This is a genomic window from Mesorhizobium sp. M7A.F.Ca.MR.148.00.0.0, from assembly GCF_003997735.1.
GTDB lineage: Bacteria > Pseudomonadota > Alphaproteobacteria > Rhizobiales > Rhizobiaceae > Mesorhizobium.
Window position 1 is genome coordinate 64,186 of sequence record NZ_RZTB01000008.1, and the last position, 14,488, is coordinate 78,673.

Consider the following 14,488-nt stretch of genomic DNA (forward strand, 5'->3'; position numbering starts at 1 on the left):
GGCAATGACAATTCATCTGGATATGCTCGGGACCGGCAAAGATCGATCGGAACAGGCTTCAAGGGAGTTCAAGAGCCATGACGGCCAAGAACCAGAAGACCGAAAGCAAGGACAAGAAGGCGTTGCGCTTGGCAGAGACCACCGACGTCTCACCCAAGCAGGCCAAGGAGCTTATGAAAAAGCATGGCAAGGACAGCCCCAAGGTCGAGAAAGAAGCCAGAAACTTCAAGGCGGAGGGATAGGACGCATTGAGGCCCGGCTTGCATGACCCCTGCAGGGGATCAGCCGCCAGGCAATTCGGGATTAAGGGGGTTCGCCGGCCTTTTCGGCCGCGAGTGCAAAGGGGAAGCGCAGCACCAGGTTGCGGTTCTCGTCAAAAATCTCGAAGGCCAATCCGGTACGTAGCGGCTTGCCATGCAGCAGCTCTTCGGCGAGGATTTCCTTCGCCGACGCCATCGCGTTTTCCTCGGCGCTCGCGAGATCAGAAAATTCCTGGCCCTCGGGATCCTCCTGCAAGCTTCCGCTCTCGTCTCGAAGGTCGAGAAAGTACCTGGACATGCCGACTGAACTCCTCATTGCGATGATGGAATCGGAAGCGCCAGCCTCAGATTTCAGTGCCTGATGTACCTGGATTGTCGAAGAGCACAGCCAGGCCATGCTCGATGGCGCAGGCCGCAATCAGATCATCGAAGGCCTTTCCCGAAAGCGGGCAACTTGGCATCACCTCCCGAATTGCGGTTCCGGCCCTGGCGGTAGAGATCACATCGTGGCGTTTCTTGCGTGTCTCGACATATTGCTGGACCAGGATTTTCAGGCGCCTCACCGCAACATCGTCCGTAAACATGGATTCCTCAGCCAATGCCTGAAGTATGGCTGTCGGCGTGATCATCGTGCCGACGGTCTCGGGGTTAGCCGAGATTGCTCGCACAATATTTCCATGGGCAGTTGGTTCCCCCGACCGCTTGCTTGGTAATTTTCGTACAGGGAATGCCCTTGCCCGCGCTTTTACCGAGCCGAACCGACGCCGGGTTTCCGATGCCAATGGCGAGCCTTCAGGCTTGCATCACCTTGCGGCTGTGACGTGCAACGACACTTTCCTCGTCGGTCGCAATCACGCGCACCTCCACCTTGCTCTCGGGACGACTGATGATTTCGGCGTGGGTGTCGTTGGCGCGTTCTTCAAGCACCACGCCAAGCCAGGTCAATTTTTCGCATATGGCCTTGCGGATGGACGCAGACCGTTCGCCGATGCCGGCGGTGAACACGAGGCATTCAAGACCACCCATCGTGTTTGCAAGCGCTGCTGCTTCCCTCGCCGCGCGGAAGGCAAAAAGCGCCATCGCCTCTTGGGCGCGAGGATCGTTGCTCCCTTCCAGCGTCCTCATGTCGCCCGAAATACCGGATACGCCGAGCAGTCCCGACTTCTCGTAAAGCATCGTCTGCAGCTCCTCAGCCGCGATGCCTCTTTCCAGCAGGAAGTGCAACAGCACGCCGGGATCGATGGCGCCGCACCGCGTGCCCATGACGAGGCCATCCAGGGCCGAAAACCCCATCGTCGTATCGATGCTCTTGCCCTGCTGCAAAGCACAAAGGCTGGCACCATTACCGAGATGGGCGACGATGGTGCGTTTCGCCGCAAGAGTTGGCGATATCCCGCTGAGCCGCCCGGCGATGTATTCATAGGAAAGACCGTGAAACCCGTAGCGGCGCAAGCCTTGCCCTTCATATTGGCGCGGAAGGGCGAAGCGCCGCACGAGCAGATCGATCGTCTGGTGGAAAGCGGTGTCGAAACAACCAACCTGTGGCAGGTCCGGTTGCAAGGCGGCTATCGCGCGGACCGGCGCGAGACTACGAGGCTGATGCAGCGGAGCGAGCGGCGTCAGTCTGTCGATGGCGTCGATGATGTCTGGGGTCAGACGGACAGGTTCGATGAACTCGCTTCCCCCATGCACGATGCGATGGCCGGCGCAGAGCAGGTTCCTTTCGCCAATTTCGCCCTGCACCCAATTCAGCATCTCGCCTATGGCTGCGTCACGCGGCCTGTCGGCGGCGAGCTGCCGATCGCACTGCACCGTTCCGTCGGCCGCTTTTGCGCGGAGGGTGGGGGTGTCACCCAGGTCCAACGTGCCGCGCGAAACGAGCTGCAGATCCTGTGACGAGGCAAGATCGTATAGCGCGAACTTGATGCTGGACGAACCGGCATTCAGCGCCAGAATCGACCGACGCGTCATTGGCGCGCCTTTGCCGCGCCTTTGTCGGGCCAGCTCCATTTCTGGATTTCGGGCATATCCTCGCCGTGCTCGCGGACATAAGCCCTGTGCTTCACCAACCGGCCGTGGAGTTCGCCGGCAAACCCTTCAGCCCTTTCGGCCAGTCCCGGCACACGTTCGATGGCGGCAAGCGCGAGGTGGTAGCGATCGAGTTCGTTGAGCACGACCATGTCGAACGGCGTCGTCGTGGTGCCCTCCTCGCGGAAGCCATGCACATGCATGTTGTCATGGTTGGCGCGACGGTAGGTCAGGCGATGAATAAGATAGGGATAGCCGTGATAGGCGAAGATTACAGGCCGTGTCTTCGTGAACAACGCATCGAAGTCTCCATCGGCGAGCCCGTGCGGATGCTCGGTGTTGGACTGCAGCGTCATCAGGTCGACGACGTTGACGACGCGGATTTTCAGGTTGGGGATCGCAGAGCGCAGAATGTCGGTCGCGGCCAGCGTTTCCAGCGTCGGCACGTCGCCGGCGCAGGCCATGACCACGTCGGGCTCCTCGCCCTGAGCAACCGTACCGGCCCATTCCCAGATGCCCGCCCCCGCCTTGCAATGCGCTTCGGCTTCTTCAATGGACAGCCATTGCGGTGCCGGCTGCTTGCCGGCGGTAATGACATTGATGCGGTTATAGGTTCTCAGGCAATGATCGGTGATCCACAGCAGGGTGTTGGCATCCGGCGGAAAATAGAGCCTTACCGTATCGGCCTTCTTGTTGGCGACCAGATCGGCAAAGCCCGGATCCTGATGGCTGAAACCATTGTGATCCTGCCGCCAGACATGCGAGGTCAAAAGGTAATTGAGCGAGGCGATCGGCTTGCGCCAGGCAAGCTCGCCGGAGGTCTTCAGCCATTTGGCATGCTGGTTGACCATCGAATCGACAATGTGGATGAAGGCCTCATAGCAGGAGAACAGGCCGTGGCGGCCGGTGAGCAGATAGCCTTCAAGCCAGCCCTGGCAGAGGTGCTCGCTGAGCACCTCCATGACACGTCCGTCACGGGAAAGATGGACGTCGTAGGGTTCAATGCGCTGCATCCAGAGCCGATCGGTAACTTCGAACACCTTGTCGAGGCGGTTGGATGACGTCTCGTCCGGCCCCATCAGGCGAAAATTCCGCGCCTCGGCATTGAGGCGGAACACCTCGCGAAGATAGCTTCCGCAAATCCGCGTCGCTTCAGCGATAACGCCTCCCGGACGAGGAACTTCCAGCGCCAGGCTTTTCCAGTCGGGAAGCACAAGATCGCGCTTCAACAGTCCGCCATTCGCGTACGGGCTTGCGCCCATGCGCTTTGTCCCTGTTGGGGCAAGTGCCGCGAGCTCCGGCAACAGGTGCCCGCTTTCATCGAACAGCTCTCCCGGTTCGTAGCTTCGCATCCAGTTTTCGAGGATCTTGCGGTGGCCCTCATTTCCGCGTGCGTTCGACACCGGCACTTGATGCGAGCGCCAGAAACCCTCGACCTTCTCGCCATCGACCTCTCTGGGACCTGTCCACCCCTTGGGGCTGCGCAGCACGATCATCGGCCATTGCGGGCGTTGACCATCCCATCCCGGAGCCCGGGCCTGTTCCTGAATGGACCGGATGCGATCGAGCACCGTGTCGAGTGTCGCGGCCATCGACTGGTGCATGGCAAGCGGCTCGTGGCCTTCGACGAAGAACGGTTCGTAGCCATAGCCGGCGAAAAGATTTCGCAACTCCTGATCGTCCATGCGGCCGAGGATCGTTGGATTGGCGATCTTATAGCCGTTGAGATGCAGGATCGGCAGGACGGCGCCGTCCGAGGCTGGGTTCAGGAACTTGTTGGAATGCCATGCCGCCGCGAGCGGACCGGTCTCGGCTTCACCGTCACCAACGACGCAGGCAACCACCAAATCCGGGTTGTCGAAGGCCGCACCAAAGGCGTGAACCAACGCATATCCCAATTCACCACCCTCATGGATGGAGCCTGGCGTCTCGGGCGCGGCATGGCTTGGCACGCCGCCGGGGAAGGAAAACTGCCGGAACAGTTTCCTGAGGCCGTCTTCGCCCTGCCCGATATCGGGATAGACCTCGCTATAGGTGCCCTCGAGCCAGGTGTTGGCGACCATTGCGGGGCCGCCATGGCCCGGCCCGCAGATAAACAGAGCATCGAGGTCGCGTTCGCGTATGACGCGGTTCAGATGCACGTAGAGAAAGTTCAGCCCCGGCGTCGTGCCCCAATGGCCAAGCAGCCGCGGCTTGACGTGTTCGGCCTTCAACGGTTCGCGCAACAGCGGATTGTCGAGCAGATAGATCTGGCCGACCGAGATGTAATTCGCGGCGCGCCAGTAGCGGTCCATGAGGTCGATCCGTTCGTGGCCGATAGCCTGCGGCGTCGCGGCAGCCTTGTCGTTCATCGACATCTCCAGCTTCGGTTCGCTGGTGATAACTGGGGCATCTTTGCGCTTGAGCAACCCCTGACTGACGCCGTCCGGGACGGCGTCGCGACCCGCGCGGCCGAGAGACCGGACGCGACCTCGGCCGGGCTTGCGGCCCCTGTCCGCAAATAGGCGGGAACCTTGAAGTCCTCCGGCGGTTAGAAACTGGAATCGCGAAGGCCAGGCTCAAGGCAGGTACCGCGAAGGATAGCCTCGAAGCGTTGCACCAAAGGGAGCTAAAAGATGCTCGATCTTCCTCGTGCCCGTGATCGAATGGTCAATATCCATGTCGGCCGGCGTGGCATCCATGACCGTGAGATTCTGCTGGCAATGCGCGAAGTTCCACGCGAGGCCTTCGTCGAACCCGGCTTCGAGGAATTTGCTTACGAAGATACCCCGCTGCCGATCGCCGACGGCCAGACCATATCTCAACCCTACATTGTCGCGTTCATGATCGAGATGGCGGATGTCAAACCGGGTGACCATGTGCTCGAAATTGGCACCGGCTCGGGGTACGCGGCCGCGGTGATGAGCCGGTTGGTCGAACAGGTCTACACCATAGAGCGTCATCCCGGTTTGGCCGAAACCGCGAAGCGGCGGTTTGAAAAACTCGGCTACCAAAACATCGAGGTTCGGACAGGCGATGGCACCAAGGGCTGGCCGCAGGCGGCGCCGTTCGACGCCATCGTGGTGACAGCCAGTGGTCCCGGCGCACCGCTCGCCCTTCAGGAGCAACTCGATGTCGGCGGCAGGCTCGTCATTCCGGTCGGCGACGACCCGGATTTGCAACGTCTGCTCAAAGTCACCCGGACAGGCGCCGCAACCTATAGCGAGGAGGATTTCGGCGGCGTGCGCTTCGTCCCTCTGATCGGCGAGCAGGGTTGGTCGGAAAACGGCACGGCCACCGACGTTGGTCGTCCGCTTCGACATCCCCATCCGATCAGCCTGCCTGATATGATCGCGGCCGCGGCCGAACCCCTGCCCGATTTCGACGATCCGGCCTTCGGCGCATTGTTCGATCGGTTCGCCGACCGGCGCATTGTTCTGCTTGGCGAGGCAAGCCATGGCACGTCCGAATTCTACAGGGCGCGCGCGGCGATCACCCGCAGGCTCATCGAACGCCACGGCTTCACCATCGTCGCGGTCGAGGCAGACTGGCCCGACGCGGCGGCGATCGACCGCTATGTTCGCCATCGTCGGCCGCGAACCGGCACTGGTGCGCCATTCCAGCGATTTCCGACCTGGATGTGGCGCAACACCGATGTCGCAGCCTTCACCGACTGGATGCGCCGTCACAACGAGAAGCTAGAGCCTTCGGAGCAAGCAGGGTTCTACGGCCTCGACATCTACAATATGAGCGGTTCCATCGGCGCGGTCCTCGACTATCTCGACCGGGTCGATCCCCAGGCAGGCAAGATCGCGCGCGAACGCTATGGCTGCCTGACGCCCTGGCAACACGAACCGTCCACCTACGGCCGCGCGGTGCTCACCGCCGGCTATCAAAAATGCGAAAAAGCGGTGCTGGAACAATGCCGGGACTTGCTCGCCAAACAGCTCGAATATGCAAAAAGGGACGGCACCGACTTTCTCGACGCCAGTCAGAATGCCCGGCTGATCGCGTCCGCCGAACACTACTACCGGATCATGTACTATGGCGGTGCGGAGTCCTGGAACCTGCGCGACACGCATATGTTCGAAACGTTGGAACATTTGCTGCATGCCGGCGGCCCCAACGCCAAGGCCGTGGTGTGGGCGCACAATTCCCATATCGGCGATGCCCGCTTTACCGAGATGGGCGTCGTCAGGGACGAACTGAACATCGGCCAGCTCTGCCGGCAGCGTTTCGGGGATGAGGCAGCGCTGATCGGTATGGGCACGCATTCCGGCACTGTAGCGGCCGCCAGCGACTGGGACGGCAAAATGGAGGTGAAGCAAATTCGCGCGTCGCACGCCGACAGCTACGAACGGCTTTGCCACGATTCCCTTGTGTCGCGGTTCCTGCTCGACCTCGGGCGCGACACAACGCTGCGTGAGCGGCTGCTGGAACGCAGGCTGGAGCGATTCATCGGGGTGATCTACCGGCCGGAAACCGAGCTGGGCAGCCACTATGCGGACGCTTCCCTGCCCCGGCAGTTCGACGCGTTCCTATGGTTCGACAAAACCGCGGCAGTGACGCCGCTTGGCCCGGAGCATGCAAGAACCGGCGTTCCCGACACCTACCCGTTCGGGCTTTAGCCGGCGCGCGGCGAACCAATGAAGAAGCTGAGGCGTGGAACCGGAACGAACTATCCGGTCTGCGATTTCAAAACTGCAATCCCCGTCGAAGGAGTTTTCTCATGACCGGAACCAAACATCCGAAATGGAAGAAACCGAGCGATGCCGACTTGGCGAACAATCCTGGTATCGGGACTTCCAAGGGAACGATCAAGGAAGGCGAAGAGTTCGAGCTTGAAGGCGAGAACACGGTCGAAGGTGACGTCGAAAACGACACGACCGCCGCTGGCGGGATCGATCCAAGACAAAAAATGCGGACCAACAAATAGCTGCCCTGCGCGTCGCTGCGATCAACTTCGCCGGAAGGAGTGAACCATGCCACTTGCCCTTAGCAGTGCCGCCTTTGCCGAAGGCGGACAAATTCCCGAAAGATACACACGAGACGGCAAAAACGTATCGCCGCCGCTGAAATGGTCTGGAGTGCCGGACGAAGCAAAGAGCCTCGTTCTCGTCGTTCAGGATCCTGACGCGCCGAGCGGAACGTTTGGTCATTGGGCGGTGTTCAACATCTCCCCGGACACGAGGGAACTTCCCGAGGCCGAAAGCGGCAAGCCGGGTCCGGGCGCCCTCAGGCAAGCAACGAATGATTTTGGCAACGCCTATTACGACGGCCCTGAACCGCCGGTCGGACATGGCGTTCACCATTACCATTTCCGGCTGGCCGCGCTCGACACGCCGAGCCTTGCCATTCCAGCCAGCGTGGGCATCGAGCGCATCTGGCGGGAGGCGCAGAAACATTCGCTTGAGCAGGCTGAACTCATCGGAACCTACGAACGCAATTCGTAAGTTAATGACCAGGGGCGACCGAGGTGGCCTGCTGCACGGAACGGTTCTCCTCCTCGCCGGTTGTCTGGGAAAGGAGATGCCGCCATGTTTGGAGATATCATGTGGTTGGTCGTCGTTGCCGGCGGCCCATTGCTGCTGATCGTGCTGATGGCCTATGCCGTTATCGCACGCCGTCGGCGTGGACCCGCCGAACAACGGGAGAGCGACCGGGCGACCAACCGGCTATACCAGGACAAGCGTTGATCCGCGTCGGCAAGACAATCCGATTGGCAAGACATCCAATCGGCAAGACATCCAATCGGCAAGACATCCAATCGTCAAGACAGGGGATCGTATGCCGCACCGAAGCGACGACGATCCCCAACTACGGTCAGCGCATTATCCTTTGCCGCAACCATGCAAAGAACCTGCCGCTGATGGCTGAGCGGACCCGCGTCGCAGCCCAGCGCGCTTTCATGGTTGAGCCGACGTGGCAATCGCAGACGATGTCGTGCAGCTGCCAGTCGTTGAGCTCGAAAAAGCGCCTTGCCTCACCGTATGTGTCGTCCTTTAAACCCGATGCGCGCAGCACTGGATCCTCGAAGGCGACCGAAATTGCCGTTCCCTCGCCCCGCATCAATGAACGTGCTTCAGGGTGCAGATGTTCGGTGCCTGCAAACGCCCCAAGGCATCGCTCGGGATTACGCTCCAGCAGTTCAGCCCAGCGCTCTATGCGCTGATTTCGTGTCATGGCGGAATAAGCAGCCGACGATTCAATCTTGGCGACGGCATGCAGTTGGTCGAGTGTTTGATGTTTCATGGCCAGCTCCTGTTGAGGCAGCGAAGCGCCCACGCCTTCAAGGGAATTACCGCGCGTTAATGCTTCGACAAGAGCGCCAGGCTGGAGAATTCGACACAACCAGATTGGGCCGGCGGGATCATAAACACGCCGGCTGCGTTCATCGACGGGGGCCGCTTGTGACAAGCCACTGATCCGCGACGGGATGCATCCATGTTCATCCAGCCAATCGACTATTTCCTTGCCGTCTGGTTCGCTCTTGCCGCCGCCTCGACGCTTTATGTCGGCTTCGATCAATACCGCAACAATCCCGAACCGGTGGTGATGAAATGGGGCTTCATCCTGGTGACCCTCTATATGGGTCCATTGGGGCTGCTGCTTTATGTGCTTGCAGACAAGGAGCCACGTCCAGGCGAGCATGAAGACTTCACCAGGCCGCTGTGGAAACAGGGGGTCGGCTCGACCATCCACTGCGTTGCCGGCGATGCGACCGGCATCATTCTCGCCGCAGTCATCACGGCAACGCTTGGCCTGCCGATGTGGCTCGACCTCATCGTCGAATATCTGGCGGGCTTTGCCTTCGGCCTGTTCATCTTCCAATCGCTGTTCATGAAATCGATGATGGGCGGCACCTACTGGGAGAACGTGCGCAAGAGCTTCTTGCCCGAGTTCATCTCGATGAATTTCATGATGGCCGGCATGGCGCCCGTCATGAGCTTTCTGATGATGGGACGCGACATGCGCGCCATGGAGCCGACCGAGCTTTTGTTCTGGGGCGTGATGTCGATCGGCGTCATCGCCGGCTTCACGCTCGCCTATCCGGCCAATGTCTGGCTGGTCGCGCGCGGGCTGAAGCACGGATTGATGACGCAGCGCCCGCAGGCGAACGAAACGAGCAGTGGAGAGCCGACCGCCCATCAACAGCACGCTACGCATCACCCCAACGCCGGCGACGATCGACGAAGCCGCAACACCTCCCACAAGTCCAAACGCAGCGGCCATCAGATGGAGACGGACGCTACGACGCCGCAGATTGCAGCCCTCGGTATTGTGTCGGTGTTGGCGTTGGCGATCGGCATGGCCGCGCCGGCGAACTGGCTGAACCTGACGCTTTCGGCGCGTGACGTCGGCGGCGCGATCATGCCGCAAGGCATGATCATGGGTAGCGACACGCCGGCGGAATCCATGCGTGACATGGCTGCAACCGATCCGCGTCGCGTTACCTCGTCCTATGGTCTTGCCGCCAAGGGCGACCAGGAACTGCCATTCCGTCTAGAGGACGGCGTCAAGGTGTTCGAGCTCAGACCATCGGTGGTCCGCTGGCAGATCCTGCCCAACGTCGCGGTCGACGCCTATGCCTACAATGGCCAGATTCCCGGTCCGCGCATCCACATTCGCCAGGGCGATAAGGTTCGCATCGACGTCACCAACGACCTGCCCGAGGAAACCACGGTGCATTGGCACGGCATGATCCTGCCGAACCAGATGGATGGACCTGCCGAGATCACCCAGCCGCCGATCGAGCCTGGACAATCCTATTCCTATGCGTTCACCGCGACCCAGCACGGGACCTACTTCTATCATCCGCATGCCAAGCCGGACCGCACCCAGGCGCTGGGGCTTTATGGGGCGCTGATTATCGATCCCGCCAATCCTGCCGACGAGGTTCCGGCTGACCACGACTATGTCATCGAACTTCAGGAATGGCTGCTGCGCGATGGGCTGACTTATCCGTCGATGCCCATGGAAGGCGGCATGCCGAACTTCTTCACCATCAACGGCAAAGCCTATCCCGCAACCGACACCATTCCTATGAAGGTGGGCGAGACGCTGAAGGTGCGTTTCATCGGCACCAACAACGGCTTCGTCCATCCAATGCATATCCATGGCGGACCCTTCGAGGTCGTCGCCCGTGACGGTGAGACGCTTTCTCCCTCGGCGCGCTTCCTAGCTGATACCATCAATGTCGGACCGGGACAGCGCTATGACGTCGTGTGGAAGGCGCTGCGTCCCGGCAAGTGGCTCATTCACTGCCACATCCCGCATCACACGACGAACAACAATGTCGAGGAGAAGGGCGGCGGCGGGCTGATGGTGGTCATCGAGGTCGGCTAGATCTGCCAACCCCTTGCGAATTTGCCGATGTCATCCGGAGGCCGCGTCGTTGCGCGCTACTTCTTGATAATGGTTCCGTTGCGCAAGTCGAATGCCTCGGTACCGCGAGCCTGGCGGTAGAAATCGTCCTGCAATTCGCCCCACTCGCCGAGAAAGGCGCCGCAATTGCTGCAATGAATTGGCGTCGATTCCTTGGCGTTGTCGGGAATGTCCATTTGGATAGTCCCACAAGCCTTGCAATCGAGTTTGTCGTCCAGCCGTCGTCCCATTTCCCAATGATTGCGCATTTTCGGCCATGAGCCAATTGTCGATTTCGTACCAAATCGCTTCAACCACCGGTGAGTCCTCCAGCCATGGCTCATCGGTCAATCGCGAGAGTCAAAAAGGACGGCCAGCCCCAGTTCCCGTGCCAGCTCGACGATCGTCTCCATCAACTCATCGTCTGTATCCTGCAAATAAGGCGCGTCGCTGCGAGCGGCCTCTATCGCCGCTTTGACCGAAACGATGTCGCCGTATCGAGCACTTCGAAGCTCCTCTGCCAGAAACGCCTTGGCGGTACCGACAGGTCTTATTGCCCATCTGGCGATGCTCATGCGGCTCCCTCCCATGGTCACCTCTGCTTTATTTTGATCCTCTCCAAGGTGCAGATCAATCGATGGTACGATTCCGTACGCAACCGCTCAGCCGTTTGGGAGACAGCCATATGACGTCGTCTGGGCCATGTTCGTTCGGCGTCTCCCCAGGGTGGGTCGACGCGAAATTGCCCAGTGTGACCAGCCCCGCGGGAACCATCGCTCGGCATGGGGGTTTCCTTCAAAATCTCCCTCGAAGGATGCAAGGAGCGACCATGCGCATGTTGACGATAGCTGTCGCACTTTCCGGGGCGGTCATCATTCAGCCCGTCTACGCCCAAACTGTTGGACCGCAGCTTCCCCAGGTGACGCCACCGCAGGGCGAAGTGCAACCGGAGCAGGCGCTGCCAGATCCAGGCTCTGCTGATTTGAATTTCACCGGCGTTGCCATTGTCGCCGTCGAGGATCTGCCTGACGAAATCAAGGCGCAGGCGGATGCCGTGATCAATCAGACCAGCGCCGAAGATTTGCTACGCCTGCAAAACTCAGTCGATGCTTCGCCTCAAGCGACATCGGCTTTGAGGGCGAATGGGCTCAATTCCTCGCAGGTTGTCGCTGCAAACATAGATGGCGATGGCACCTTGACGCTGATCATCCAGACGACGACTTGAGTCGCCGAAGCAACCATCCAGCGCTTGTCCATCTGCGGCGATGGATTTTCTGTCTCGAAGGCACATGATTGCCGACGTTGCCGCGATCATCGGATCGCTCGACATCGTGTTTGGCGAGATCGATCGATAGCCGTCCGGAGGTGTGCTTTGCCCCCGCGATAAAGTGGCTCCCCTTCGTCCTACGCGTGGACGGGAGGCTCTTCATTCTCGTCGGGATTCGGCAGCGGGGTCTCGTCCGGGAGCCTTTCCGGTTCGGGTTCCTCGATTGGCTCGGGCTTCCATGTTGGAGGCGGCACGGGCACATCGCGACTTGGGTCTGGCTGTCTTGGCTGTGGCATCTAACTATCTCCGTTCAGTCGGAACAACTCGTGCGCCGTGGCATGGTTCCTGGCAGAATCCAGCGAGATCGTTACGCCCTCGGGACACGAGTATGTTGGTCCGCCCAGGTGCCGGGGCAAAAGTTGCAGATCATTCGGAACCGGTCGGATTTTCGAGCCGTTGTCGTCGACAGGATCAAGGAGAAGCGCGATGAAGGACAAGGAAGGAAATATCGACCATACATTGCCGCAGGTCGCCATCGACGATCAGCAGGTGCGACAACTGGCGGCCACGACCGATTTGCCGTCCAGGCAGGCTCGCGAACTGGTGCGCCGTCACGGCAACGATCCCCGGAAGCTGGAAGAGTTGGCGAAATCGATCAACGCCACCAATTGAGTCAAGGCCAATGGACACCACGGCGCATGCCGCTGGCGTCAGATTTCGAGCAAGGCGTAGGGGCGGCCGCTTGGCTTGGCCACATGCATGGCGACGTTGTAGACCTTGGCTCCGCCAGGTGTTTGACCTTCGTAAGAACCGCGATGTGCATGACCGTGCACGACAGCACTAACCTGGAATCGATCGATCGTCTCCGCCAGGCGTGAAGAGCCCAGAAATGGAAATATCTCCGGCGGTTCTCCCGCGACTGTGTCGGCAATTGGCGCGTAGTGGAGGATCACCAGTGTGCGCTTCGCCCGCACCTGGCGCATCGCATTTTCAAGTCGCATTGCTTCGTTCACGCTTTCCGCGACCATCGTCTTGATCGCCGGTTCACCGAATGAGCCGAGCATGCGTGACCCGAAGCCGCCTATGAATCCCTTCACGCCGACAAAACCCACCTCCTCGATTTCGACTGCCTGCCCGTCGAGGAGATGAACATGCGCCTGGCGCAGGATCTTCGTGACGTCTTCCACCGCACCAGACTCGTAGTCATGATTGCCGAGCACCGCCACGACCGGGATCGAGCAGTTGCGCAGATCCTCGGCCAGCATCTCCGCTTCACGAGGCTTGCCGAGATTGGTCAGATCTCCCGTGAGAACGAGAATGTCGGCTTCGCTCGATATCTCGCCGAAGAGGTCGCGATACGAGGTTTGCGCATCTTCCCGCACATGGAGATCCCCGACCGCGGCAACTTTGAGCGCGCGTGCGCCCTCCTTGGGCGCGCTGCTCTCGACGGGATCAGCCATCACGGAATTCTCCCACACCACCGACGCCGGCGAAGCCCCATTCCTTGACGTCGATTTCGTAATCGGTTTGCGAAAGCAGCCGCCCACGGCAGATCTTCATCCTTGGAGACGGCAACTGCCGTTGCTTGGCGAGGCGGTCGAGCAATTCATCGAGCAGCCACGCCGGGATATGATCGCGCTCGCTCGGATAGATCCACCTGAAATTGATAAGCTGCATCAACAGAACCTCCCAGTGAACCTCCAGATAAGAAAGCAGCCGGTGCCAATCGATCTGATCGCCCGCCTTGAGAATCGTATGAGCGATATCGGCGCCATCGTGTCGCCCTCTGTCCTGGATAAAGCATTTGGACCAGATGAGTTCGGTCGGGCCGATGATCCGCACCCTGCTGCCCAACAGCTCTGTTTGGCGGGCGTGTTCCAGCCACAGGTCGCCAACAGGCACCGTGCCGTTGGCCGAGCCGAATATGACGTCGAAGAAATGCGTGCCCTTGAACACCTTGCCGAGCCACCGGTCATCCTCGATTTCGACGGCATATCCAAGCTGCTTGAAATGGGCGAGGATCCGCGCGTAGTCGCCTGCCTTGCAGAAGATATCGAGGTCCTTGGTCTGGCGGGTGACACCCGTATAAGCGCTTACCGCGTAGGTCCCGGCGACCAGAAAGGGTATGTCGGTGGCGGTAAGCTCACGGATTGCTTCCGTGTAAAATACCTCCGCCTCGGCATTTTTGAGCGTCGGCGCCGCTTTTGCATCGATCTTGGGAAGCGAGACCAGAACGTTTTCAGGCAATGGACCATTGGTCATGAAACGATGACTCCGAATCCGGCAACCGGCAGTCGCCCGCTGTGGTAACAACGTGAACCTCGCCTGGTTCCGCTATCAGGCGACCAGCCAAGGCTCATTCTCGTCACGTACTGGAAATTTCGGGATCGCGCCTGCCGACGCAAGCCGCCCCAACGTCCTCGCCGGCAGCGCAATGTCGCCTCGAGCTCGGCCCATGCCATCGCCAATGCCCCGTTGGCCCAAATTTGAAACACCAGGTGGGTGATCGATCTCGATTGTTTTAGAGTTTATTGGGCTTACCCAATCGGCACAAAGCTGAAGCCGGGGCGCTTGACTTAACCGCACCCGA

General features: G+C 60.1%; 17 protein-coding genes and 1 pseudogene. 9 read left to right on the forward strand and 9 right to left on the reverse strand.

The window, feature by feature from the left end; translation table 11 throughout:
- Positions 1 to 77: 77 nt before the first annotated feature.
- Positions 78 to 242: a hypothetical protein gene (locus EOB49_RS05145; protein ID WP_127380350.1), complete on the forward strand. Its 165-nt coding sequence runs from the start codon at positions 78 to 80 to the stop codon at positions 240 to 242.
- A 61-nt stretch (positions 243 to 303) separates the two neighbouring features.
- Here EOB49_RS05145 and EOB49_RS05150 read toward each other — a convergent pair whose 3' ends face one another.
- From EOB49_RS05150 to EOB49_RS05165, 4 genes are all read right to left on the reverse strand, one after another.
- Positions 304 to 516 (reverse strand): hypothetical protein, encoded by a 213-nt coding sequence (locus tag EOB49_RS05150; RefSeq protein WP_164749045.1) that lies wholly within the window; start codon positions 514 to 516, stop codon positions 304 to 306.
- Between the two features lie 88 nt (positions 517 to 604).
- Positions 605 to 1,042 (reverse strand): hypothetical protein, encoded by a 438-nt coding sequence (locus EOB49_RS37375; RefSeq protein ID WP_245472502.1) that lies wholly within the window; start codon positions 1,040 to 1,042, stop codon positions 605 to 607.
- A 10-nt stretch (positions 1,043 to 1,052) separates the two neighbouring features.
- Positions 1,053 to 2,231 (reverse strand): acetate/propionate family kinase, encoded by a 1,179-nt coding sequence (locus tag EOB49_RS05160; RefSeq protein ID WP_127380351.1) that lies wholly within the window; start codon positions 2,229 to 2,231, stop codon positions 1,053 to 1,055.
- Positions 2,228 to 4,639, reverse strand: coding sequence for a phosphoketolase family protein (locus EOB49_RS05165; RefSeq protein ID WP_127380352.1), 2,412 nt, complete (start codon positions 4,637 to 4,639; stop codon positions 2,228 to 2,230). The genes EOB49_RS05160 and EOB49_RS05165 overlap by 4 nt, the downstream gene beginning before the upstream one ends.
- Positions 4,640 to 4,903: 264 nt before the next feature.
- On the opposite strand from EOB49_RS05165, the gene EOB49_RS05170 reads away from it, so the two are divergent.
- The 4 genes from EOB49_RS05170 (at position 4,904) to EOB49_RS05185 (ending at position 7,963) form a co-directional block, all read left to right on the forward strand.
- Positions 4,904 to 6,895, forward strand: coding sequence for a protein-L-isoaspartate(D-aspartate) O-methyltransferase (locus EOB49_RS05170; protein WP_127380353.1), 1,992 nt, complete (start codon positions 4,904 to 4,906; stop codon positions 6,893 to 6,895).
- Positions 6,896 to 6,996: 101 nt separating this feature from the next.
- Positions 6,997 to 7,203 (forward strand): hypothetical protein, encoded by a 207-nt coding sequence (locus tag EOB49_RS05175; RefSeq protein WP_013531530.1) that lies wholly within the window; start codon positions 6,997 to 6,999, stop codon positions 7,201 to 7,203.
- A gap of 46 nt (positions 7,204 to 7,249) precedes the next feature.
- Complete coding sequence (locus EOB49_RS05180) at positions 7,250 to 7,720, forward strand: YbhB/YbcL family Raf kinase inhibitor-like protein (RefSeq protein ID WP_127268875.1); 471 nt, start codon at positions 7,250 to 7,252, stop codon at positions 7,718 to 7,720.
- An 84-nt stretch (positions 7,721 to 7,804) separates the two neighbouring features.
- Positions 7,805 to 7,963, forward strand: coding sequence for a hypothetical protein (locus EOB49_RS05185; RefSeq protein WP_127268877.1), 159 nt, complete (start codon positions 7,805 to 7,807; stop codon positions 7,961 to 7,963).
- Between the two features lie 127 nt (positions 7,964 to 8,090).
- Here EOB49_RS05185 and EOB49_RS05190 read toward each other — a convergent pair whose 3' ends face one another.
- Positions 8,091 to 8,519, reverse strand: coding sequence for a hypothetical protein (locus EOB49_RS05190; RefSeq protein ID WP_127268879.1), 429 nt, complete (start codon positions 8,517 to 8,519; stop codon positions 8,091 to 8,093).
- A gap of 192 nt (positions 8,520 to 8,711) precedes the next feature.
- Here EOB49_RS05190 and EOB49_RS05195 point away from each other — a divergent pair, with 192 nt between their 5' ends.
- The gene (locus tag EOB49_RS05195; RefSeq protein WP_127380354.1) at positions 8,712 to 10,613 is read left to right on the forward strand and encodes a DUF4396 domain-containing protein; all 1,902 of its coding nucleotides are present in this window, start codon (positions 8,712 to 8,714) and stop codon (positions 10,611 to 10,613) included.
- A gap of 56 nt (positions 10,614 to 10,669) precedes the next feature.
- Here the strand turns inward: EOB49_RS05195 and EOB49_RS05200 are convergent, their stop codons facing one another.
- Both EOB49_RS05200 and EOB49_RS05205 read right to left on the reverse strand, forming a co-directional pair.
- Entirely contained in the window at positions 10,670 to 10,828 is a 159-nt protein-coding gene (locus EOB49_RS05200; protein WP_081738677.1) for a hypothetical protein, read from the reverse strand.
- A gap of 150 nt (positions 10,829 to 10,978) precedes the next feature.
- Complete coding sequence (locus tag EOB49_RS05205) at positions 10,979 to 11,206, reverse strand: hypothetical protein (protein ID WP_127322665.1); 228 nt, start codon at positions 11,204 to 11,206, stop codon at positions 10,979 to 10,981.
- A 254-nt stretch (positions 11,207 to 11,460) separates the two neighbouring features.
- Between EOB49_RS05205 and EOB49_RS05210 the strand changes: the two genes are divergently transcribed.
- From EOB49_RS05210 to EOB49_RS05225, 3 genes and pseudogenes are all read left to right on the forward strand, one after another.
- Positions 11,461 to 11,856 carry a hypothetical protein gene (locus tag EOB49_RS05210; RefSeq protein WP_127322666.1) on the forward strand — a complete coding sequence of 132 codons (396 nt, stop codon included), beginning with the start codon at positions 11,461 to 11,463 and terminating at the stop codon, positions 11,854 to 11,856.
- A gap of 29 nt (positions 11,857 to 11,885) precedes the next feature.
- A pseudogene (locus EOB49_RS05215) lies at positions 11,886 to 11,986 on the forward strand (hypothetical protein); the annotation flags it as partial.
- A 398-nt stretch (positions 11,987 to 12,384) separates the two neighbouring features.
- Complete coding sequence (locus EOB49_RS05225; RefSeq protein ID WP_127271064.1) at positions 12,385 to 12,570, forward strand: hypothetical protein; 186 nt, start codon at positions 12,385 to 12,387, stop codon at positions 12,568 to 12,570.
- Between the two features lie 38 nt (positions 12,571 to 12,608).
- On the opposite strand, the gene EOB49_RS05230 is transcribed toward EOB49_RS05225, so the two are convergent.
- Both EOB49_RS05230 and EOB49_RS05235 read right to left on the reverse strand, forming a co-directional pair.
- The gene (locus EOB49_RS05230; RefSeq protein WP_127380356.1) at positions 12,609 to 13,358 is read right to left on the reverse strand and encodes a metallophosphoesterase; all 750 of its coding nucleotides are present in this window, start codon (positions 13,356 to 13,358) and stop codon (positions 12,609 to 12,611) included.
- On the reverse strand, positions 13,351 to 14,160 hold the full coding sequence (locus EOB49_RS05235) for a nucleotidyltransferase family protein (protein WP_023812007.1): 810 nt from the start codon (positions 14,158 to 14,160) through the stop codon (positions 13,351 to 13,353). The genes EOB49_RS05230 and EOB49_RS05235 overlap by 8 nt, the downstream gene beginning before the upstream one ends.
- Positions 14,161 to 14,488: the final 328 nt, after the last annotated feature.